Genomic DNA, 25440 nt, shown 5'->3' on the forward strand with positions numbered 1-25440 from the left:
ACGTTTATTTGTAAATATACCGAAATGGGAGAATCTACTGCTCAAACAACAAAAACAACGACTAATCCGCACTCGTACCCGCTTGCCAGGGTTGGAGAACAAATCCTAATTCAACAGCATTGCTTTCTTTCACAATCGTTGCAAACTGGGAAATCATTGTTCCTATCCGGGCATATTTCTCAGGTAAGAGCACTACTACTTTTGATAGAAGTTCCGTATACGGAAGCATCATCTCCTTATTTACATATACTTTAGGCAGTCCGCTTTGTAAGTCGATAATCAAAGGAAATGCACTCATAAGCATCGCTAATATATCATCCACAGAACCGCCGGTACTCTTTGTTTGCAAAAGGGAATTAATGATAAGGGTTCCGATAGCCTCGACATTCGGAGCTATATAGATTTTATTCCCGGACATATTGTATACAGCCATTACTTTCGAAGAAGTAACAAAAGGAGCCCCGGACATTGTGGGGCTATAAGATACAAGCACATTCCCGTCTTCCTCCAAAGTCATATTCTGCACAATCAACGGAAGCATTCCTCCTACTGTAGTTTTAACCAATCCGGCAAACAAGGCCGGAGGTATCTGTTTTGCTTCCGGATAACCGAATACCACATATTCTTTATCCGTATCCAAAGTGAACAGCATCGAATTTATACCCCATTTACCGACCAAAGGAACGGTTATCTGCATAGCCACATCCAAGGTCAGCTTATCTCCCGATATTGTTCCATCCAAGGTTAGTTTACGGTATGTGTTCACATCGGTTCCCATCAATTTATCTCCGTTGCGGGAGACTGTAACAACAGCTTCCGGTTCCCCGGGAATTACATTTTTCAACGTCAGGGTATTTTCAGTAAGAACCGCTTCATTGCCGATAAGGGGTACACCGCTTACGGTAACAGCAAAATTATTGGCTTTGTAGGTAATTGGATAAGTATATGCCTCATCCTTATTGCATGCGGTCAATACGGACAATCCCATTACAAATATACAGACGTAATAAATCAGTCCTTTTTTCATCTTATACTTATTTTTGTTTTCGTATCACACCAGAGGTTTAATTTCCTCTTTCCTTTATTCTCAGGATTACAAATATATTTTAAAAACAAATAGAACGGATATATGTTTTTAGGTTTTAGTTTGATCTTCTTCCCTAAATATGCGAACTCTTTCTATGGTTATTTAAATTACACCTCTCTTCTTAATCATTAATATCGGGAAGACTGTTCTCTGGAGACCAATTCCACGGCTCCAAAATACCTGTTTGTTTATTAACAAGACGTTCATCCTGTTTCATTTTCCGGATCAGTACTGTTAGATTCGGTAAGTTATAACAATCATTTGCTTCAATGTCTTTCAGCAATTCATGATCGTTAAAGAAAGCACTCCAAAAACAATCTACAATCCCAATGCCATATTTATCCAAATGACCATAACCATCCTGTCCATTATATTTTTCATACAGAGGTTGAAGCGTATTGATTACATAAGCAACCATTTTATGGCGTTCTTCAAGTGTCATACTTTCCATCTGAGGATACATTTCTTGCTTTTCTTCTTCACGTTCAAGAACATATGCAATTTGTTCCACAAATGTACTTGCTTTTACAAAATAGTCACTACGGTTTTCTTTTGAGAACCGCTCTACAAAACGTAATATTCCTTCATAAATTTTCAGTTCCCCATAAACATCACGCCCCATAAATTTATCAAGAACAGGCAGATTGTCATCATTTAGTACCAGTTCATTTATTTTATCATCCTTATCATATCCAAAATAAACCAATAAATCTTTCAATTCCTTTTCTTTTCCATTACTTAATAGCCAAGCCAAACTAGACTTATCGTCATTTAACACATAATTATTCCAATGATAATCAAAAAAACTTTCATAAACACTTACGTTATCTTTATTCGTATTTTTATCCATTTCTATGGATAGAACAGATGGCATTTGTACGGTACAGATATTGAACTTTTTTAAAAGATACTGATGATCTCTATATGGATAGAACTCTTTGCTCAGTATATCCTCTTCACTTTCTATATTCAGCATCGGATTTAAGGCAACGACATAGTCTTTATAACTTTTTAATTTATTCTTATTCAAAGCATTAAGATGATTAAAATCGACTCCAAAAACATATTTAATACGTTCTGCATATTCATCGTCCGGTAAAAACCGATAGTCTTGCTGTTTCAGTTTATAATAGAGTATCATGCCTCCCAAAGAAACATCATTAGAGGTTGCTACTCCAGATAAGTTTACATAGAGGCTACCTTCGTAATCATCACCATCCATTATTTCATCCTGTGCATTTGCCAATTTATCATAACTAGACTTTACCTCCTCCCATTCTTTATCTGTCAACTTCATTCTCGTAAGTTTTAGCGTACCACCACCTGCTACTCCAACTTGTTGTATTTCTTCATTTGAAGAGTTAACATCTGTTTTTGTGTTTGTTGTATTTCCACAGCCCGTAGTAATAAATACTACGAATAATAGTTTAATAAGAGTTTGTCTTTTCATTATCATTATTTTTTAATTCTTATATACCTCAAAAGATTTATCCCCAATGGAATAATTCTTCCGGTCAGATACTGGCTTCACATTAACTACTGTAATAGTAGAATCCACCTATTGAAACACAAAAAATGGAGTCAAACTCTACAATCGCCCAATATATTATTTATCATTTCTTTGAGATAGTCCGGATATTGATATTGCATCAGTATCAATATCAGTAAGAGGGACCTTATAATGTTTATCAAAAATATCAACACAAACCGTATCATTTACTATTTGCCATTCAAATAACAGAATGCGCCTATCAAAATGATCGTATATAATATCCGAGCCATCAGTTTCTTCCTGATAGTCTTTAGTAAGAACCATGCTTCTTCTAAAAAAACTCCGACAATAACCATCAGGATATTTTTTTATTGAATCTAATCGGATGGTCCGATCGTTGAAAGCGATGATACTATCTATAAGTGTCTTCTCACTTTTGTATAAATAATTATAGACTACATAATTTTCCTCTTTTTGCGTAGAACTGGGCCCCATCCATATTTTACGCTTCCAAGCATCTATTGGCATCAAGTAAAATTTCACAGGTACAAAATAGCACCACCCATAAATAATCATACACACAATCGGAATACAAACCAATATAATCTTTATTTTCTTCATCTTTCTATAATGGTTAATGTCTTCCTGTAAAGGTTCATTTTCATTAGCCACAAATATATACCTATTTTTTATATCCCGGGTTCTGCACTAATTTAGGATTCAAGTCTATTTCTCTTTGCGGAATCGGATAAAGTTGTTCATATTCCTGAATCTTCAACTCAGAGACTGCTAAACCCAACCGTTTCAGCAATGTAAAATAGCCATAATCCATTCCTATGATATCTTTCCATAATGAAGCAATTTCCCCCGGAATATTATCTGCTGTTTCCGGAAATGCCTGCATATCAATAGATTGTTTAACCTTATTGATGACCTCTATGGCTTCCGCTTTCTGACCTATACGATATAATGCTTCTGCATAATTTAGCAGGAGACCTGTATATCTATAGATTGGGTGCAATATCCCATCCGGATTTATTTGATTAAAGAAAGGAGCATCTGTCCTTTCCTCTCTTTGAAAACAGAAAATGATTTCAGGATTTGTCCCATCCCGGTAGATGGAAGCATCCTTTCCGCAAAGTACATATTTATTGCCTGTGTCCATTATTTCTTGGAAGCTGGCAACCGCTTTACTATATTCCTTTTTTTCAAGAGCGATAGTCCCTATAAGTGCATTGGCAAAATCTTTAACTGGAAACAACTGGCTTAAATCAACATCCTCTTTTAAATCGCTGATTGAAGAATCCAGGCCCGACAGCAGTTGTCCAAAAATAGTTTCTTCAGGAGTTCTTGGCACCAATAGATTATTATTGTCAAGCATTGTTTTTGTTACAAACGGAACACCTCCCCAATGTTGAACCATATCCAGATAAACAAAAGCACGAAGTGTTTTGGCTGCTGCTACATATGGTTTCACATCAAAAGAGAAGTTTGTTTTTGTCTCTTGTTCTATAATCACATTAAACATGCGGATTGCTTTGTAAGAGGCAAACCAAGCCTCACTAAATTGATAATCATCCGGTTTGAAATTCAATCCGGTATTATTAATTTCCCCACAACGGACAGCATCCATGACTATCATACGTTGAGAATAATCAAAAGCAGAGAAGTAACCGCCAGCTAACATATTTGCAAAATCTGTTTCATGCTGAAAAACTTCTTCCGAAGTTACCTGATCACTCGGCTTCTCTTCCAGTCCGCCATTTTCTATCGTTTCATCTTTTTCGTCCAGCACTCCGTCTCCATTGCCATCGATAAATTTACGAATATTGCTAACTGTAATTTCCGAACCCTGCTCTTTATAATATTTCTGCACGTTTTCCATTACATCCACTGCATCCACATTCTTTCCCGCTTCACGGATATTATCCAGCAAAGCGACATCGGTTATAGTGCCTCCGGCAGCAAAATCATTACTCAGTTTAGAGGCAAATTCTGAAAATTCGGCTTCTTTCTTATCATACAACACGATAGAAGATATCGCAAGAAGAACTGCTGCATTCTCATTACCATCCGTCAAACTGATATTCTCAGGACTTTCTATTTCCTTAGCAATATAAAATACTTTCAACAGTTCCTTCTCAGCCTGTTTCTTTGCTTCAGAAAAACTTTTTCCTTCAGCTACCAAAGCCTTCACCCGTTTATACTCCAGATGAGTCAGGATATTTACATTAACTTTTTCCTTACTTGATAAATCCGTAATTGCATTCAATGTAATCTGTGAGTCGGATTTATCGCCCTCTATCTCATTATAAAAATAGCCGCTGATTTCCAGTTCGACATACTGGCTGGATAAACTCATTTTAGGAAATGAGAAATTACCTTTATCATTGATAGTCTCTGTTTTAAAATTCTTTCCTGTTTGTTCCAGATTTTCATCCAGTTCATAAAGCGTTACTTTAGAATCGGTAAGAAACGGACCCTTCTCAATAGAGCCGTTCACATGGCTCTTTTCTAATTTGGTTCCACCCCCTTTTTCTTCTTCTTTCGAGCACCCCCATAGTAAAGAGATTGTTAGCAACACAATGAATGTGTTCCAAATTGTTTTTTTCATTCTCTCGATTATTTAAGTCGTATTATTTGTTCTCTTTAACCAGATATATTCTGTTTCATCCTCAGAAACACAAAAGTAGTTTAAAATTCTTTACTGCTTGATGAAACAAAAACAAAATTCATGCTTATCTTTGAAACATCATGACTGCCTATTTTCTCAAATAGATACCCAATCTCTTTTTTTTGTATTCCTTACAAAATCTGTTTTCGAGGTGGCCAAAAATATTAATGACGCCCTCGAGAATATTAATGACGTCCTCAAAAATATTCTCGACCACCTCAAAAACAAATTTCCAAAGCTTCTATTCGAAAAAAGTACGGGACCTAATTTTCTTTTCTTCATAGCGAAAAAATATTTTCCTTTCCTGAAAATTTGAACCATTTGTATCCATTGATTTTATTTACGTAAAGCAAATTCACTAATACCCGGAAAACCACAAGAAGAATAACAGGTGGGAATAAAACCAGAAAACTGTCATTCTGAAAGTTTATCTGCAGGTTTTATTGTTAGTAAAGGTAGCTAAGCCTTTATTTTTAACAGACTTCGGATAAATATATGATAAAATATCAAAAACAGTTTGTATATTTAGCCACTAAATAAACAAGCAAAACAATATCCTGGTGTCTAACTGTTCGATTACTCCCAAATCTATCAAGAATTTGAGTAGCGTATATATACTCATTTTCCTGGGACTTCTTTTCTTCTTTACTGGATGCAAATCTGATAAAGGGCTGACTGATAACGGCAATACGATTATCCACATACTCTATACAAACGATTCCCATGGAAGAGTTTTTACAGATGATAAAAACACAGCTATTGCCGGAATGGATTATATCGCAGCAATAAAGAAAAACATGCCCGGAGCTTTGCTTGTCGATATCGGAGATACTTTTCACGGGCTGCCTGTTGCCAACCACTTCAAAGGGGAAAGCATTGTCGAGTTAATGAATAAAGCGAATTACGATATTATGGTCCCCGGAAACCATGATTTCAATTATGGCTTGCCCCAACTGGCAAAACTGGCATCCAAAGCCAAATTCAATATCCTTGCAGCAAATATCTCATGGCAGGCAAATGATAGCTTGCTATTTCCAGCCACAGTTATAAAGCAGATAAACGGAATCCCCGTCGGTTTCTTCGGGCTTACCACGACTGCTACTCCCAGCAGTACCGGAGAGAAAAATGTTGACGGATTAGATTTTAAATCCTATACGGAACCTGCTGGAAAAGCAATTAAAGATTTACGCCGGCAAGGAGCACGCATCATTATCTGCCTGGCTCATGTAGGAAGAAAAGAGACACAACAGTTAGCTAAAGAATTAGGCAATGATATTCAAATCATCATCGATGGACACGACCATATCTCGGCAACGGAACAGGTCGGAAACGTATTGATTACAAGTTCCGGCTGCTACGAAGCAAATATCGGCCTGATAACAATCGAATATGACAGACAAGCCCATAAAATGAACCGTGCGACAAGCTCGCTGATTACAGCAGAACAGGCACACCGGAGTGGAAAACGTGATAAAAAGACAAGCCGTCTGTTAGAAAATTATATGGCAACAGTCAACCGGATATTCGGGGAGGTCATAGGTTATTCACAGGTTTTATTACAAGCAACCAGAGGAACTGAAGAAACTCCGGGTATACGTAACTCCGAACAGCCTATCGGTAACTTACTGGCAGATGCATTACGCAAACAGGCAAAAACGGATTTGGCCATTTTCAACAGTGGAAACATCAAAAGTAGCCTTTCCATCGGAAATATTACCCGGGCAAATATCAATGCAATGTGCCCGCATGAAAATTATCTGGTGATAAAAGAGATAAACGGAAAATTACTTAAAAAGATTCTGGAACAAAGCGTCCGTACAGCACCGGAACCTTCCGGAGGATTCGAACAAATATCCGGGTTCTCTTTCACATACAATCCCTCTAATCCTGAAGACAGTAAAGTTACCCAAATCCGTATAGGAAACCGATCAATTGATATGGATGACGAAACAATACGCTATACACTCGCCGTCAATAACTTCACAGCAGATGGCGGTGATGGTTTTACAATGCTTAAAGAGGCACAAACACTGAAAGAAGGAGAAGCTCTGGAAGCGGTAGTTGCTGACTATATAAAAAGTATCAGCCCGCTTACGACTTCCAATACCGGAACAGATAACAGAATACAAACCATCAAATAGAAGAGAAACATGAACAAACTTTTTATCCTTACAATCATCTTTGCCGCTTACTGCTGTAATCTTGCGGCACAAGAAATCGAATACTCCGAACCAGTCAACAATCCGGAAAGCTGTACCAGTATCATCGTTGGTAAGAAAGCTTCGGCAGACGGTTCCGTTATGACCAGCCACACCTGTGACGGTAACTACCGTACCTGGATGGAAATTGTCCCCGCCGCCCAATACGAGCGGGACACGACAGTTGCTATTTTTAAAGGCCGTATGCATACCGAATACCCTTCCGACCGTACCCGGATGGAACAGACTGGTACTATTCCTGAAGCCCGTTCTACTTACCAGTTCCTTAATACCGCTTATCCCTGCCTGAATGAAAAACAGTTGGGTATTGGCGAAACAACGATTTCCGGACGTCGTGAAATGGTAAACAAGAAAGGTATGTTCATGATTGAAGAACTTGAAAAGATAGCCCTACAACGTTGTTCTACCGCTCGCGAAGCAATTCAACTCATCGGAAGCCTGGTAGCAAAATACGGTTATGGCGACTCCGGCGAATGTCTTACGATTGCCGACCCGAATGAAGTATGGCATTTCGAAGTATTCGGTGAAGGACCGGATAAAATCGGTGGTGTATGGGCTGCTGTTCGTATTCCGGACGACCATGTAGGAGTTTCGGCCAATATTTCACGTATCTCTACGCTGGATCTAAAAGATAAAGATAATTATATGGCTTCCGAAAATGTGTTTTCCGTAGCTAAGAAAATGGGATTCTGGGACGGTAAAGAACCGTTTAAATTCTGGAAAGCATATAGTGGCGGCAATTATTTCGGTGAAAATAAGGCATTCAGCCTACGTGAATATTTTATCCTGAACAGCCTTGCTCCTTCCCTGAAACTGTCTTATGATGCAGAAGAATTGCCTATCAGTGTAAAACCGGACAAACCGGTTGCTGCTGCCGATGTAATGGCTTTGTTGCGCCAGACGTACGACGGAACAGAATGGAGTACGATTAAGAACCTGAAAGTTACTATCAAGAATAAAAATAAAGAAGAAGAAACAATTACCAGCCCGGCCGCCAATCCCTGGATGGGTTCGGATATGATGAATATGCTGAACAGTGTAAAAGAAGGAACCGTAGCACGTAATCGGCTGGTTGCCGTTCCGCAATGCGCTTATTCGCATGTTATCCAGTTAAGAAGCTGGTTGCCGGATGCCGTAGGCGGTATTGCTTGGATTTCATTCGATAATCCGGGAGAAAGCCCGCGTATTCCCATCTTCTCTGGTACAACATCCCTACCCACAAGTTTCGGTATCTGCGGTCAACTCCGCCACCGGGAGGATGCAGCTGTCTGGGCTTTCCGCCGCGCTAATAAACTGGCCACCGTACGCTGGGGACTTACCAAAGACAAAATAAACAACTCTATCCTTCATTTCGAAGACAAAGGGTTCTCTGAACTTCCGTTTATCGAAAGCCGCTACAAAGACTTACAAAGCCAGAAAGGGGAAGAAGCTGCACGCGCTTACCTGACCGGTTATACGACTGACTTTGCCGCTGCCGCCATGTATCGCTGGCAGGATATGGCTGACGAATTCTGGAAAATGTTTGCAAGAGGATTTTAAACCAATCATTAAAGCCAATACAAATGAAATCACTTATCTCTAAATCATTCATTCTTTCTTGTGCACTGGCTTGCTCCGTATCCGGCGCATTCGCACAAGGGTATCAGTTCACAGAAGTTGTAAGCGTTCCTGCAACTCCGGTAAAAAACCAGGCTTCGACCGGCACATGCTGGTGTTTCGCCACCACCTCTTTCATGGAATCCGAACTGCTGCGTATGGGAAAAGGGACTTACGACCTTTCCGAAATGTTTATCGTACGTCAGAAATACATGAACCAGTTGCAGGATAACTACCTCCGTGGAGGAGATGGTAATATCGGGCAGGGCAGTCTTTCCCATACCTTCATGAACGCATACCGCCAGGTGGGTATCGTTCCTGAAGAAGTATATACCGGCATTAATTATAATTCCGACAAGCACAACCACAGCGAATTGGTTAGATACATACATGCTATTGCCGATGTCGCAGTTAAAGCAAGACATCGCAGCCCGGAATATTATAAATTAATCGATAACTTATTCGATACGTATTTGGGTAAATTACCGGAAAAGTTCACTTATAAAGGGAAAGAATATACACCGAAAAGTTTTGCGGCTTCCTTGGGATTGAATATGGATGATTATATCGAATTAACCAGCTTCACCCACCACCCGTATTATCAGAAATTCGATGTGGAAGTGCCTGACAACTGGGAACACTCCCTAATGTATAACCTTCCGTTGGATGAAATGATGGAAACGGTGGATTACGCCCTGAATAACGGCTATTCCGTATGCTGGGACGGTGATGTAAGCGAAAAAGGTTTTTCTTTCAAGAACGGCGTTGCCATCAATCCGGAGGTAAAGAAAGTAGAAGATTTATCAAATACCGACCGTGCCCGTTTTGAAAAACTGGATGAAAAAAGCCGTTTGGAAGAAGTCTTCAAATTCGAACAACCGTATCCTGAAATTAATGTAACCCCGGAAGTTCGCCAGACTGGTTTCGAAGCCTTCGTTACTACCGACGATCACCTGATGCATCTCACCGGCATCACGAAAGACCAAAACGGTACAAAATATTATATCACCAAAAACTCATGGGGTACAGACCGCAATAAATTCGGCGGCTACCTGAACATGTCCGAAAGTTATGTCCGCGCCAAAACTATTTTTATAATGGTTCATAAAGATGCGATACCGAAAGCTATCAAGGCTAAATTAGGTCTATAAAAAATAAGAGGTAGCATGTCTAAAGTCAATAAATCAACTTGATTTTAAACATGCTCCCTCTCTTTTACTGCCGGGACTCAATCTCTATTATTATCTTGTACATATATAACTCGATATAATCAGATAACATCCCTGTCAAACAATACGGTATATTTATCATAGCAAAGCCCTTTTTCTAAATTTTAATTTCCTCATACAAAATGAGATATCATTTACTTCAACATTTTCCGGCTCTCCACATCAGCCAAAACATGCATCTGTTGTATAGCGATTTGGTTCAGCTTTATCAACCTTTCCCGTTGCGGAAGCCCCTCATTAATAAAAACTGCATTAATATTCTCCATATTTGACAGGCTGATTAATTCGTTTATCGTTGCGTAATCGCGGATATTACCTTTGAGATTAGGATTAGCTTCTCGCCATTCCTTTGCTGTCATTCCGAATAATGCCATATTCAACACATCCGCCTCGTTGGCATAAATAATTGAAGTTTGTCTTGCAGTAAGTTCGGCAGGAATTAAATTGTGCTTAATGGCATCTGTATGAATATGGTAATTAATCTTCGCCAGTTCTCGCTTTGCCGACCAACCGAGCGATTTTTGTTCCTCATTTTTCAGTCGCTTGAACTCTGTAACAAGATACAGTTCAAACTCTGCTGAAATCCATGCTGCAAATTTGAAAGCAATATCTGAATGGGCATATGTCCCGCCGCCATAACGTCCGGATTTCGAAGTCATCCCGACAGCATTTGTTTCGCTAATCCATTTTTGGGGAGACATCCAGAAATGAGGCTTTGCCGACTCGTTTTTAAACCCCTCATAAATGTGGGGTTTAAAATTCGGGTTATTCAACATTTCCCACAAACCAATATACTCAATCGTGCTGTAAGTCCTTAGCCACAAACTGATTATTTGTGAAGGATTCTCTATATCCCGAATTTTTGCAATATCGGTCAGCGAGATATAATCCTCCTGATCTTTCTTATAAAAAACTATTTCTGTATTCTTTACCGTTATTTTTTCCATACTCCAGTTTTGATTTTCAACAAAGATATAAATTTCTACTATTCTGACAATAAGGGATTCAGATTACATATTAAGAAGAGACAGACTCCATGTCTTTAACTTATCTTCTATGCTTTTGCGAAACTCCATATATTATTCTATTATCCAAGGATTCATATAAGAAAATAAATTCCTGCAGGAACAGAATTAGGGTAAATAACGAATAAAAACGGAACAAAATTAGGGTAAATCCGATTCTGTTCCGTTTCTTTCAGCGCTAACTAACTCCATGGGAGCGTAATTATGCTCATTGTTACTACTTCTATTTAAACAAGCTCTTTATTGCTTCTGCACTTACCTCCTGAGTAGGATTAAAGGCATCACTTTTCATATAATGCAATAAACTATTGACAAGCTGACGGGCTTCAGGACGTTTATCTGCATCTGTGAGCAAATCTGCACCACACATTAAGAGTTTGCCGTTGCCTACTTTCATCTCTACTATCATACCGAAAGAGCGGGCTGTAAACCAGTCATCAATAATACGTACAACAGGTTGTACATTCATTCCCAATTTTTTCAATGGAATAGCATTACAATGCGACATGGCATCCTGCCACTGGTAATCGCTATGGTAAGCCGTAGGGAACAAAGACAAAGCCGGATGATTCGGATTACACAATATACCAAGGGTATGAGGGGGCTGATTGCTTGTCCACAATGTATTCCAGAAAATAGAAGAGAAACCAACTACAACAGAATCCTTCCCTTCATTCCGTAACGTCCCTAATTCCGGTGTTAAAAGAACCTTTCCTCCCTTGTCGAGCAAATCAAGCACATCTTTATCCAAGCGGGAAACCACTTTTACGTCTGCCGGCTCTTCTTTTTTATCCGGATATACCCAAATATGCCATTTATTGGTATAATTATCAAGCGATACTTCAAGTGTAAAACAGGTGGGTATTTCTACCTCCATTTTCTGGCGGATATCACCGACCTTTGTCAAAGTACCGGTTGGAATTACAGGGGATTCGAAAGAGCCGGAACGATACAATGTACCATCCTGAGCCGTAAGTTTCCAGGAAGTACGGGCATTGGAAAGATTGAACGCTGAATATTGAGCTATTTCAATAGCAGCTTCCAATGTTTCACCACTATTCAATATAAAACGTTCCATCCGTGCCAAAGGTACAATATCATTGCAAAATTCACTAAACTCCCGGGACGTTACATAGCCCTTGGAACGCCAGAAAGGATTAAGGACACCAACAAGAGCTGTTCCCTGTCCGGGGAAATCATGCAAATCGAGCAACTGGAATCCTCCGAAACCTTTCGTCCGCAAGGCGGCTTCTATATCAGCCTTATAACAGAGGGTCTGTAACTTACCGGAAGCCAACAAGAAACTGTCTGCCAGGGATAATAAACCGCTTTCACGCAAACGGTCTTCAAAGATGTCGAAGTTCTTTGCCTTCAGAACACCGGTATACTGACTCCGTTCTTTAAGGTCAGGATAAACGCACCATTGGCCGATTTCATGGCTGATAACCGGATGCGTCTTAGAGATTCTGGAAGTCCAATCATACCCACTGCCCGGTTTTGTGCTATTTATAATACTGTTGATACCTTCTCCCCAACCCTGAAGACGCGGAGCTGGATTAGCATAATAACAATGCCAGTCATTTTCCGGAATAGCAGGCCAGCCGGCTGCTGTTGTACAGAGGAAACGTCTGTCTTTCGCTTTCCAATGATTGACAAAGTCCGTCAGGTATTTCTGATGGCCTTCTCCTCCCGGTTCATTCCCATAAGAGAAGAGGCAGAAAGAAGGATGATTTGCATATTCCTGTACGATACGTTCGCTTTCATCCATGATAAACCGGTCGATCGGCTTACCACTGCCTATTTGCGCCCAAGCACCACATTCCACATACAGATAAAAGCCAAGCCTGTCTGCGACATTAAAAGCAGCTTCAGGCGGACACCAGGAGTGGAAACGCAAATGGTTCAACCCATGTGCCCGGCAAGTTTCCATGATACGCTCCCATTCGGCTTCGTCTGTCGGAGGAAATCCGGTTTCAGGAAAAATACAACATTCCAATGTTCCACGGAAAAATACAGGACGCCCATTTATGGTAATTTGGGTTCCTTTCGTAGACAGCTCACGCATTCCGAACTGTTCAACTTTTTCATCTTTGCCCGATTTTGTATCCAACTGGACATTGAGCGTATACAAGTAAGGAGCAAACTCATCCCACAAACGTGGGTTATCTCCCATTTCATACGAAACTTGAATCGTATTCTTTCCTTTCTTCAGTTCACAGTTCTGCGTAACTGCCGGAAGAGTTTGGGAAATGTCCGACCTAAGATTAGCTTGCAGGTTTACTGTTCCTTTAAGCGTTTTTTTATCCGCATTTTCAATCTGTATTTCTGCCAGGATTTTCTTTTCCTTTACAGCAGGCACGATACGCACGGAAGAAATATACGCTTTCGGCCTGGCTTCCAAGGCTATTCGTCCAACCACTCCATTCCAGTTACTCTGGGTATTATCGGATACACTATGCGCATCCGGTCCGGGATTAATCTCTTTCACCCGGTTATCAACCCGAAGAGTAAAAGTATGTTCGCCGGGGGCTAAAGATGAAAGAATATACCGGTGCGGGGTAGATAATGAATTTTCGGAGCCGATTAGCTTGCCATCTACCCATAAAGTAGTCTCCCAATGACAACGTTCCATAGAAAGCAGGATTTCTTTAGATTTCCAATCTGCCGGGATAACGACTTTCTTTTGATACCAGGCTGCCCCGGTATAATATTTATCAGGAGATAACCAAAACACAACTTTCGTATCTTTAGGATCACGGTATTTTGCATATTCCGGACTCTCATACCACGCACGGTTTCCCATCGAACCGGTCCAGGGAGTATTAACCGTAACAAGATCCCCCTTCCCATTCGTATTCATTGACCCGGGAAGCGTTACTTCATCTTTCAGATCACTGTTGTACCATTTCCCGGAGACACCTTTATCATCGGGATCTTCTTTAAACTGCCAGGTTCCACTTAACGACAGACTTTCATTCTGCGCGAAAAGGCCGGACAGGTTGAACAACAAAAATGCAAGTAATATAACTCTATTCATTACTGTATATTTTAAATTATAGATCACAACGCTTTCCTATGAAAACAGAATCTTCATACGTTTACTTTACGAGCAAGTTCTTTATCAATTCAGGAGTTACCTCCTTCTGCGGATTGAATTGAGAAGATGCCATATATTCCAAGAGACTTTGTTTAAATTGAGCAGCAGATAATCTGTTATCCAGGTCCGTATCCAAGTCGATACTGCAAACCATCAAATTACCTTTACCCATTTTACCTTCAAAGAGTACGCCCAGTTTCCTGTTTTTAAACCAGTCATCAATTACATAAACCAAAGGTCTGAAATCATGAGGGAAATCATCCATTACCATAGCATTACAACTTACGGCAAGTTCCTTCCATTGGAAATCCGAATAGCCGTCATTCGGGAACGAAGCAAAAGCGGCATGAGCAGGGTCACACAAAAATCCCAAAGTATGCGGAGGCACATTGTAAGTCCATGCCGTATTCCAGAAAATAGGGGTAAATGCGACTCTTATATCTCCACCCTTTTTCGGAGCAATCTTTCCATAAGAAAGGAGCAACACATTTTCGCCCTGATTCAGCTTATCCATTGCGGTTTTATCCAATTCATGTGTAATATAAGGCATCTTTTGTATTTCTTTCTTTTCGGAAGGATATACCCAGACATGCCAGCTATTTGCCACCTTTGTATTTTCCACATTCACCTTCAAGGTCAATTGGGTAGGTTCGGAGAAAGTATTCAACGGATATTCGATACTGCCAACCTCTATTACATTACCGATAGGAAGATCCCGTTTGAAAGAACCGGATTTTACGACTTTACCGTCTTTTGTTTCAATATTCCACAAAACATTCGCTCCCTTCAGCGGCTTTTCTCCGAAATGGGCAAACTCGATATCCGCCTTAAACTGCTCGTTATTTTTCCATATAAGTTTGGACATTCTTGCTAAAGGAACCGTTTGATTACAGAACCGGCTGTATTCTTTATCGTCTACATATCCTTTACTTTCCCAGAAAGGATTCAATACACCAACCAGAGCAGTTCCCTGACCCGGGAAATCATGCAAGTCCAAAAGCTGGAATCCGGCAAACCCCGGAGTACGCAAAGCTGCTTCTATATCCATTTTATAGCATAATGTCTGCAAACGGCCGGAAGCATACAAGAATTTATCCGCCATATCTCCCAAACCTTTTTCATTCAAGGTTTCTTTGAAAATCTCAAAATTCTTGGCTTTCAGAACACCTGTATATTTATCTATCTCTTTAAAATCAGGATATACGCACCACTGACCAACTTCATGGCTCACTACCGGCAGGTTCTCCAAAATGCGGTCTCGGAAATCATAGTTTGTACGGGGAACATAAACATTCAGAATATTCTCTATACGGCCGATTCCTCCTATACGGGGTTTATCCGTATTATAGTAATCACCATCCGGTATCAGAGGCCATCCGCCAGAACTTGTATACAGGCGTCTGCCAGCATCATGTTTTTTCCAATAAACGACCAGATCATTTAAATAATTTACCTGATTATTGCCTGACGGTTCATTACCGTATGCCAACATACAGAAAGAAGGATGATTGCCATACTCTTTCAGGATACGAATACTTTCTTCTTTAATCCATTTGTCCTGCTTGTTCCCGTCACCTACGGAAGTCCATCCGCCACACTCTACCTGAAGATATACACCCATACTGTCTGCTACATGGAATGCGGCAGCCGGAGGACACCAGGAATGGAAGCGGACATGATTCAAACCGTAACTTTTACATGTAGCATATATTTTAGCCCAATAGGCATTATCCATTGCCGGATAACCGGTTTTCGGAAAAATACAACATTCCAATGTTCCGCGAAGGAATATAGGACGACCGTTTATATCAAAGCGGGTACCGTTTACTTTAAGTTCGCGGAATCCGAAATTTATATCTTTCTCGCAAACCCCATCCTGAGAAGACAAAGCAGCATGCAAACGGTAAACATTCGGAGTAAATTCAGACCACAACTTAACATCGTCATTCCATTCAATCGTTGTTTCTATAAGATCCCCGGCATCCGGCTCAACATCTATTTCTTTCTTTAGTATCGGACGCCCTTCAAAAAGGACATTCAAAGCCAAACGGGAACCTTCAGGTTTTCCATCCAGATAAACCTTTACGTTAGCCTTCCTTGCCTTTGCATCAGGATATACCTGTATATGATCAATAGCTAAAGTAGGGAGCGCTTTCATATTAATCTCACCTATAACTCCATTCCAATTTGTCTGAGTATGGTCGGAAACACTATGGGCATTCGAACCGACATCTATATGCACACGATTATCGACTCTTAAAGACAATACATGCTTGCCGGGAGTTAAAGTACTTACCACATATCTGTGAGGAACCTGAAGCGCATCCTGATGACCTGTCTCTTTGCCGTCAATATATAAAGACGTTTCCCAATGAGTACGTTCAAATTCAAATAAAATACGCTTGCCACCCCATGATTCCGGTATCTCAATTTCCCTTTGATACCAGGCAACGCCCGTATAATATTTATCAGGGTTCAACCAAAACGGGACTTTCACATTACCCGGTTCACGATATTTAGCATACTCATCTGCAGTATACCACGATTTATCCACCACAGCACCGGTCCATTGGGTATGGATACTGACATCCTCCCCCTTTCCCTGTTCCTGCAAAGACCCCGGCAACCGGACTTTATCTGAAAGTTCTTTCTGCTGCCATTGCTCCTTAACCCCGATATTATCGGGGTCAAGTGCAAAATTCCACTCTCCAGCCAAAGAAAGCTCGGATGGAGAATCAGTACAAGAAACTAATGCCAATAGCGTAGATACTATCAGATAAGATACAGCTTTTATATTCTTCTTTTTCATATAAATTATTTAAGATTCGAATCAATGTACACCATGACCATTTCCTTACATTGTCGGACCCTGGTTCGGTACTAACGGCCAACCCGGATTCTGATAAATAGGTGAATTTGAAACATCTTCACCCGTAGAAGTAATCATAAAATGTTGTATGGCAATCGGTGCAAGATAATGAGCCATGCTCCACTTATATCCATTTAAAACTAATGATTTCGAATTAATTTCATAAGGACGAAGATAAGGACTTATTGACGGTGCCGAAACATTTGCTGCCGGATCATTCAGTCCGTAAACCAATAATGTTCCGCCTCCCGGTTTATCATACCAAGTCTGCATCGGTCCCCATAATTTAAAGCCTTCAATATGATAAGGGGTTGTTATCAGTTGGTCCATAGATCTCCAACGTTTCAAATCCATATAGCGGAAGCCTTCAGCCATCAATTCACTGGAACGCTCCCTACGAATATTATATAAAACCGGATCAATCAACTGGCCTGCAGAATAAGCACTCCAATCAAACTTTGCCTCTTCACTCATATCGGTAGCAGCTATGGTCTTATTATAATCATCATCTACAAACGCACGGTTTCTAAGTTGCTTCCAATAGCCACTTGCCACATTATCAATTGTTCCTGTTTTCTCATAACAAGCTTCCATATAGTTCAAATAGGCTTCCGATGCCCGGAAAGTAATACTGCCGGTATATCCTAAAAAGTTCCCGCAATGTTTTCCATCATAATTCAACCCTTTTCTTAACGCATATCCTGTCCCATACTGCCAGCCTGCACTTCCGTTTGTAATATCCGGAACAGGCTCTACTTTTGTACCATGTGTATTTTCAGGAGAATCATACAGTATATTTGTCTGTCCGGGTTCTTTCAAAAATAACCACAGTCTGCCATCTCTATTTTCCCTGACTTTCGATATTTCGTCATCACCGGCATAAGTAGAAGCTGTATTATAGATAGGTAAGCCGTTTTTCATCAAAAACGTATTTACCATACCCCGTGTAGGACCAACACCATCATTTCCTAACTGAGCCTGCTGTACCACCCCATGTGTTAGAGCTAAGCCTTTACTATATTGTCTCCATAATAGCACTTCACTAAAACCAGACATATCTTCCGCACTAAACATATCGAAATAAGGATTCGTTGGATCGGCCAAAGTTTGCTGCAAGATACCATTATTATCAACCAATGGAATATTATCGGCTACCTGTTTTGCAGATTCCATCGCTAAAGAAAGAAAATAATCTATTTCTTTATCTATATCTCCCAACGGATACTGGTATCCGGCATTATAATCTTTATTTTTTCCAGGCCATCCTTCTCCATTAGGAACAAAAGCCGTGTTTTTAAAATATTTCAACCATGTACCTTCAAATAAAGCAACTCTGGATTTTACCAATAATGCACAGTTCTTAGAAATACGATTTTTCTTATCATCCGGTTTATCTTTTAATAAAAGAGCCGCAGAATCCAAATCTGAAATAATAAACCGTGCCACTTCATTTCTGGGAGAACGCTTGCTTGCCTCTACCAATGGCTCCATTTCATCGGGAAGCGTGGTCTTAACAATGGGGAAGTCTCCAAATTCCTGAAGTTTCTTAAAATACTCATAGGCTCTCAGGAAATAGATTTCTCCTATATATTGTTTGATATTCGTTTCATCACCTTCCATTTCTCCCGCTTGCCATTTCGGCACCACATTTTGGATAAAATAGTTACAGCTATAAATCATATCAAAACTCCAGCTTCCTCCGGTTTGTTCCACTTTCCATTGTCCCGGAACATACCGGTTATCATAGTTCTTATGCGCCTGCTTGTCCGTATGCATATCCATGCCATACGTCCCATACCCTGTTCCGGAATTGGAATGGGAGGGCAAGATGGTAGAATACAAATTATTAGCGTATGAAGCTAATTGAGACTCTTCCGTTAAATAATTTTCAGGCGTAACCATAGTCAGCGGTTCTCTGTCGAGATAATCATTACAGGCAAAGAATGAACCAACCATTAATATACCCAGTATCTTTTCCAATATTCTTGTCGTTTTCATGCTATTCTAATTAAAAAGTAAGACTTAACCCAAATGATATTGTTTTAGAAAGAGGATAAACACTTCCATTCCATCCTCCATCAATAGTTTCAGGATCAAATGTTCCAAACATTTTAGTACCAGTCCATAAATTTTCGCCGGAAACATATACTCTTAATTTGGACACGAGGAATTTCTTCGTAATCAATTCCGGTAATGTGTATCCTAATTGTATATTTTTCAAACGGATATAAGCTGCATTCTGCAAATAACGGGATTGCGTTTGCCGGTTCTTTGAAGAGCTGAAATCCGGCCGTGGGAAATAAGAATCCAGGTTTTGTCCCAGTACATGGTCGGGATCATCTCTAAAATAATCCAGATGAGGAAGCATACAGGTCGATTCCCAAACAGAGGAAGAAGCCCCCCAGAAATAATAACTATTCTGGAAATAATCTCTTTTCATCACACCCTGGAAAAATGCACGGAAATCAAATCCTTTATAATCCAGATTCAAATCCAGACCGAATAAATACCGAGGAGTAGTATTACCTATGACAACCAAATCTCCATGATCGCTTTCAGTATTAGCCCCATTATCAATCTTTCCGTCTCCATTCAAATCTGCATACATGATATCACCGGCTCCCCAACGGCTCCCGACAGCATCCTGTCCTCCATTAGGCAATGAGGCCAGATGGGCATCCATCTCTTCCTGAGTTTTTGCAATTCCAATGGTTTCGTACCCCCATATTTCACCAAGTTTCATACCAGTTCTATATACTGCCTTATCTTTATCTGCATTCACATCTGTATTTAATGAGCCCGTTTCATTCGGATAGCGGGTAATTTCCGTTTGGGAATCGGATAACAGGAATTTAACGCCATAGCCCAAACCACACTTAAGTTGGTCATTCCAGCCGATAGACAATTCCCATCCATAGGTTCTCAAGTCCGTATTATTCGTCTGAGGTACTGCTGTTCCTAAAATAACAGGTAATTCAGGAGCCGGGCCAACCATATCCAGAGTCTTTCTGGAGTAGACATCTACCGAACCATTCAAACGATTATTCAGCGCACCAAAATCCAAACCTACGTTCCATGTTTTTACTCTTTCCCATGTCATTGTAGAACTGACCAAACCCGGGGCTGCCGATGTATTAGGCTTCAATCCATTCATCAACCAATCTCCATTGGAGGCCTTAACCGTCATCGCCTGGTATGTCGGATACCAACTATCCGTATTCTGGTTACCTAATTCACCGTATGAACCTCTAAACTTAAAGGTACTTACATACTCTTCCAGATTAGACCAAAATCCTTCCCGGGCAACATTCCATCCAAGTGAGAATGAAGGGAACCAACTCCAACGATTATCTGCTCTGAAACGGGAAGTTCCATCATAACGCAAATTAACCTCAGCCAAGTATTTTCCTTGATAGTCGTAATTGATACGTCCAAAGAAACCAGCCGTAGCCCAATGGTCAGAAGCACCGTTTACAGTAGGAGACACCTCTTTTCCATAAACATCCAAACCGGTTGTTAAATCGACTTCCGGTAAAGACGGGATGATAATACCTTCACGCTGAAGTGCAAATGTCTTCCTTTTCATCAATTCCGACTGAAATCCGACCATCCCTTTAAAGTTATGTCCGGAATCCAATGATTTCGTGTACTCCGTATATGCACTAAAATTGGTATAATTCTCTTTTGCATGTTCTTCATGTACATGCGAATTATTATTATACGGATAAGGCTTGCCTTCTACATCATGATTATAGGTCTTTTGTATTTCCCAGTGGGTATTGGCACTCTTTATTCTATAATTGAAATCCACAAAAGTTTTCCAACCTTTAATAGGTTCCAATACCAATTGTGCCTGTTGATACAAATAATCCGTTTGATATTTGCCACGACCACCATCCCGTAAATTCAACGCGGGAGACGGAGCAGCATACAAATATCCATTCGGATCGTATAACGGAAGCGTCGGCCATCCCTGGCGACCTAAAGACTGGAAGAAATCATCCCGGAGAAAAGAAGGACGCATCAAATCTTCCCGGATAAAACGATTACTATAATTTAATTGAGCCCAATCGGTAATCTTCACATTGATCTTCGCTGTTGCCGTATATCTGTCATATGTGTCCTGGTCCAGCTTCATCATCCCGTTCTGGTCCAGATAGTTCATAGACAAATAATAATTAACGGCTTCATTTCCTCCGTTCAGACTAAAATTGTGTTCCTGGGAAAAGACCCAATTCCGATACACGGCATCATACCAATCCACGTTATCATTTCCATAAAGATAACCGTCCCCCCACATATTAGGATTACTCGGGTTAACGGGCACAGATGTCGTAAGTTTACCGCTCTGGTAGTCTTTAATTCTCTGCATTTGGTCTTCTCCAAACTGAGGTGCATATCCGCCATTGATGCAACCATCATTAAAATAGGTAGCGAAAGTGTAGGAATCAGCCATTTGAGGTAATAAGACTGGGTCACTCCAGCGGAAACTATTATTATAATTTACCGTCGGTTTTCCAACTCTTCCCTTTTTAGTTGTTACCAAAATTACCCCAAAAGGAGCACGGGAACCATAAATAGAAGATGCAGCCGCATCCTTCAATACCGAGATATTTTCTATATCCTGAGGATTTATAGCATCAATATCTCCCTCCATTCCATCAATCAAAATAAGCGGACTACCACTCGAACCTTTACCGATTGTCGCAGTACCACGGATGTTCATGCTTGCACGTTTTTCCAATCCTCCCATGTTCTGGGAAATTTGCAATCCCGGCACCATACCTTGCAAAGCCTGAGCAGCGGTCATTACAGGACGTGATTCCAATGCTTTTGCATCCGCAACACCTACAGAACCCGTTAAATTGACTTTTTTCTGAGTACCAAAACCTACAACTACAACCTCATCCAGGTTTTGTGTATCCGCGACCAACTCAATGTTCAACTCTCTTTGTCCTGTAATTTTTATCTCTTTTGTAATCATTCCGATAAAAGAAACCACCAATGTCTCACCCTGACTTACATTCAAGGTAAACTTACCATTTACATCGGTAATCGTACCTCGTGTTTTTCCTTTAATCGCAATATTTACACCAGCTAAAGCTTCTCCCGCATCATCGACAACAACACCCGACAGTTCGTAAGATGCTTGTTGATATACTATTGGAGAAGTAACATTATTTCCGTCCAACGCATAAGATGTGGATGGAAATACGATCGCTCCCGTAATACATGAGAGCAGAATAACAGACTCTTTCCAATTTCTAAGGTACAATAATCCCCTTTTCTTTTTCTCTGTCATAATAATAAAGATTTAAATAAATAAAAGATATATCCCTATAGTGTCCAACTAATAAATAGACTCAGGACTCGCCCTATTTCCTCTTTTTAAACTCGGGCTTACCAGAGACTGGATATTTTCAAATGCAACCGACTCCGTTGGAACAAAAGCATCGGATTGCATATAATGTATCAAACTATATAGTAACTGCTTTTTCACCGGGTCTACAGCTTGGCTATCCAATATATCCATACTGCATACCACAAGTTTTCCATTCAGGCAGTTCGTTTCGAAAAGATTAGATAAACGACGGTTGTTAGCGAAGTTATCCACACACTCCACAAGCGGTGTAATATGCCGGTAAAAACTATCGACAACAAGCGTCGTGGATTGTGTAGTCAAGCTCCACCATTGCCAGTCGGTATGCCCTTCCGTCGGGAAATTCTCAAAAGCTTTGTGTTCCGGATTAAGTAACAAGCCCATCGTTCCTGCCTGCTTCGGAAAATGAACCGGGCTCCAGAATACTGGAACGAACTTGCCCGGTAATCCCACACCGGATTCATAAGGAAGATTATACAGTACTTTCTTTCCTGCTTCAAGTGCACTTCGAGCTTCCGCCAATTTATCTGTAACAATGATATTGCCTTTATCAATAATCAATGAAGCCGGGTATACCCATATCTTCCAACTATTTGCATACTCAGTACCTTCAATCCGTGCGACCAAACTTAATTGCTCCGCCTCTTTAACCTCATCCAACGGGCAAACAATATCCCCGACAACATTTCCTCCACCTATCCGTACTCCGTTCAGTGCAAAAGAGCCTTTTTTCAAAATACGGCCGGAATTATCAGCCAAAGACCAGTTCAATGTTTTATCATTCAATACATCTGCACCGTAATTAGCTATTTCGACAGCAGCATTAAACGATTCGCTATTGGTATACACCGCTTTCTCAAAACGGGCTAACGGAACAACCGGGGCTGAAAACTGGCGGAAATCTTTCGCATCCGCTACTCCTTTACTGTCCCAAAAAGCATTCAGCAAGCCTACCAATGCAGTACTTTGCCCCGGGAAATCATGCAAGTCCAATAATTGAAAGCCACTGATTCCCGGAGTTTTCATAGCCCGTTCTATTTCCTCTTTGTACAGGATAGCAGCCAACTTTCCTGATGCCATCAAATAATCTTCCGCTCTATCCAACAGTCCTTTCTTCTCCAACTCCCGCTTTACCCCTTTAAAATTCAGAGGTTCCAGAACTCCCGTATATTTATCTATTTCTTTCAGGTCAGGATAAACGGCATATTGTCCCACTTCGTGGGTAACTACCGGCACGGGCATACCTTCCACTGAAGCAGAATAATCTTTATTGAAGTTAGGACTTTCCACATCGAAAACGCCCTGACCACGCACCCAGCCCTTCCGGGTCCATTGGGTAATAAAAAAATCATCGTTTGGCTCCGGCCAGTCACCATGTCCCCGTTCGAAAGTAAAAGAAGTTGTAGTATATAAATGCCGGGGGTCTGCAGATTTAACCTGGTCCAGTAATCCACCTAAAAATTTAAAATCCGGCTGTAATTCATTACCCAAACTAAGGAAACAGAAAGACGGATGATTACCATATTCCGACAGTATACGACTGGCTTCTTCCCGTACAAAAGCATTTGTTCCGGCATCCTGCCCTACCGTCAACGACCAAAAAGGTAATTCTATCTGTAAATAGAAACCAAGGGAATCGGCAACTTTAAAGGCAGCTTCCGGAGGACACCAGGAATGGAAACGAAGATGGTTCAATCCCCATTCACGAGCAGTTCCAAACACTTTCACCCATCCATCCGCAGTTGTCGGAGGATAACCTGTCAGCGGGAAAATACAGCATTCCAAAGTTCCACGCAGAAAGGTCTTCTTTCCATTTACCAATAATTCTGACTGGTTACGGCTTATCTGCCGCATTCCGAAATCCACGCAGGCATTTGATTTATTCTTATCCGCTTCAATCTGTACATTCATTTCATACAGAAACGGATTAAACTCGCTCCAATACTGAACATCGTTTCCCATCCCGCAGAATAAATCCAATGCCGTTTCGCCTACCGGGATCTCCACATCCTTCTTAACTTCAGAAACAGTTTTGCCGGAAACCTTTTGTTTTATAGCAACATATAATGTTCCTTTTGTGGATATCCCTGTATTAACAAGTTTTCCTTTTACACCTACCTGATTGTTCTTTATGTCCGGATACACCTGCAAATTTTCGATGGAAACGGCATTTTTAGCCCGCAACGAGATTTCTCCCAAAATACCATTCCACATAATTTGCGTCTCATTCGTATAAGCATGAGCTTTATCGTCTATCGTAATATCATACTGCTTCCGGTTATCCACCCGGATAGTCAAACGATGTTTACCCGGAGTCAGGTAGTTTGTCAAATCAAACAAATGAGGACTTATCAAACTTTCCTGCCTACCGGGAACGGCTGCTCCATCCACCCAAACAGAGGTTTGCCAGATAACCCGTTCTAATTTCAATTCAACATTCTTTCCATCCCAATCTGAAGGAATTATAACTTCACGTGTATACCATGCCGGACCCACATAACTATTTTTACGGGTTAAATGGAGCACCTGAGGTTTGCCGATTGAAGGAGGCAACCGGTTCGGGATTCCGTAACCGGCATCATCTGTAGTTCCCGGTAATTGAATCTTATCTTCAAAAGAGTTTGCATACCACCCCTGAGAAATTCCTACATCAGTACTATCCAGTGAGAAGTCCCATTCTCCAGCCAATGATATTGTAGAAGGGGTATCTTTACAAGCTGATAGACTAATTAGGGAAAAAAGTAGAATCATGTAGTAGTTGATGTTTTTCAT

General features: G+C 40.6%; 13 protein-coding genes. 3 read left to right on the forward strand and 10 right to left on the reverse strand.

Annotated features, from left to right (window positions below):
• Nucleotides 1-61: 61 nt before the first annotated feature.
• From ACGE0T_RS19050 to ACGE0T_RS19065, 4 genes are all read right to left on the reverse strand, one after another.
• Nucleotides 62-1027, reverse strand: coding sequence for a hypothetical protein (locus tag ACGE0T_RS19050; protein WP_459188149.1), 966 nt, complete (start codon nucleotides 1025-1027; stop codon nucleotides 62-64).
• Nucleotides 1028-1208: 181 nt separating this feature from the next.
• Nucleotides 1209-2537: a hypothetical protein gene (locus tag ACGE0T_RS19055; protein WP_459188150.1), complete on the reverse strand. Its 1329-nt coding sequence runs from the start codon at nucleotides 2535-2537 to the stop codon at nucleotides 1209-1211.
• Nucleotides 2538-2693: 156 nt separating this feature from the next.
• Nucleotides 2694-3251: a hypothetical protein gene (locus ACGE0T_RS19060; RefSeq protein ID WP_459188151.1), complete on the reverse strand. Its 558-nt coding sequence runs from the start codon at nucleotides 3249-3251 to the stop codon at nucleotides 2694-2696.
• Between the two features lie 10 nt (nucleotides 3252-3261).
• A complete protein-coding gene (locus tag ACGE0T_RS19065; protein WP_459188152.1) occupies nucleotides 3262-5193 on the reverse strand; it encodes a RagB/SusD family nutrient uptake outer membrane protein in 1932 nt (643 codons plus the stop codon).
• A 620-nt stretch (nucleotides 5194-5813) separates the two neighbouring features.
• Here ACGE0T_RS19065 and ACGE0T_RS19070 point away from each other — a divergent pair.
• The 3 genes from ACGE0T_RS19070 to ACGE0T_RS19080 are packed head-to-tail and all read left to right on the forward strand — an operon-like array spanning nucleotide 5814 to nucleotide 10219.
• On the forward strand, nucleotides 5814-7394 hold the full coding sequence (locus tag ACGE0T_RS19070; RefSeq protein ID WP_459188153.1) for a bifunctional metallophosphatase/5'-nucleotidase: 1581 nt from the start codon (nucleotides 5814-5816) through the stop codon (nucleotides 7392-7394).
• 9 nt (nucleotides 7395-7403) lie between these two features.
• Nucleotides 7404-9011 (forward strand): dipeptidase, encoded by a 1608-nt coding sequence (locus ACGE0T_RS19075; RefSeq protein WP_459188154.1) that lies wholly within the window; start codon nucleotides 7404-7406, stop codon nucleotides 9009-9011.
• A 23-nt stretch (nucleotides 9012-9034) separates the two neighbouring features.
• Complete coding sequence (locus ACGE0T_RS19080) at nucleotides 9035-10219, forward strand: C1 family peptidase (protein WP_459188155.1); 1185 nt, start codon at nucleotides 9035-9037, stop codon at nucleotides 10217-10219.
• Nucleotides 10220-10431: 212 nt separating this feature from the next.
• On the opposite strand, the gene ACGE0T_RS19085 is transcribed toward ACGE0T_RS19080, so the two are convergent.
• From ACGE0T_RS19085 to ACGE0T_RS19110, 6 genes are all read right to left on the reverse strand, one after another.
• On the reverse strand, nucleotides 10432-11244 hold the full coding sequence (locus ACGE0T_RS19085; protein WP_459188156.1) for a KilA-N domain-containing protein: 813 nt from the start codon (nucleotides 11242-11244) through the stop codon (nucleotides 10432-10434).
• A gap of 301 nt (nucleotides 11245-11545) precedes the next feature.
• Complete coding sequence (locus tag ACGE0T_RS19090; protein ID WP_459188157.1) at nucleotides 11546-14359, reverse strand: sugar-binding domain-containing protein; 2814 nt, start codon at nucleotides 14357-14359, stop codon at nucleotides 11546-11548.
• 61 nt (nucleotides 14360-14420) lie between these two features.
• Nucleotides 14421-17228, reverse strand: coding sequence for a sugar-binding domain-containing protein (locus ACGE0T_RS19095; protein ID WP_459188158.1), 2808 nt, complete (start codon nucleotides 17226-17228; stop codon nucleotides 14421-14423).
• A gap of 45 nt (nucleotides 17229-17273) precedes the next feature.
• Nucleotides 17274-19286 carry a RagB/SusD family nutrient uptake outer membrane protein gene (locus ACGE0T_RS19100; protein WP_459188159.1) on the reverse strand — a complete coding sequence of 671 codons (2013 nt, stop codon included), beginning with the start codon at nucleotides 19284-19286 and terminating at the stop codon, nucleotides 17274-17276.
• A 10-nt stretch (nucleotides 19287-19296) separates the two neighbouring features.
• Nucleotides 19297-22590 (reverse strand): SusC/RagA family TonB-linked outer membrane protein, encoded by a 3294-nt coding sequence (locus tag ACGE0T_RS19105; protein WP_459188160.1) that lies wholly within the window; start codon nucleotides 22588-22590, stop codon nucleotides 19297-19299.
• Nucleotides 22591-22638: 48 nt separating this feature from the next.
• Nucleotides 22639-25440: a sugar-binding domain-containing protein gene (locus tag ACGE0T_RS19110; protein WP_459188161.1), complete on the reverse strand. Its 2802-nt coding sequence runs from the start codon at nucleotides 25438-25440 to the stop codon at nucleotides 22639-22641.

This window comes from Parabacteroides sp. APC149_11_2_Y6 (assembly GCF_054506995.1).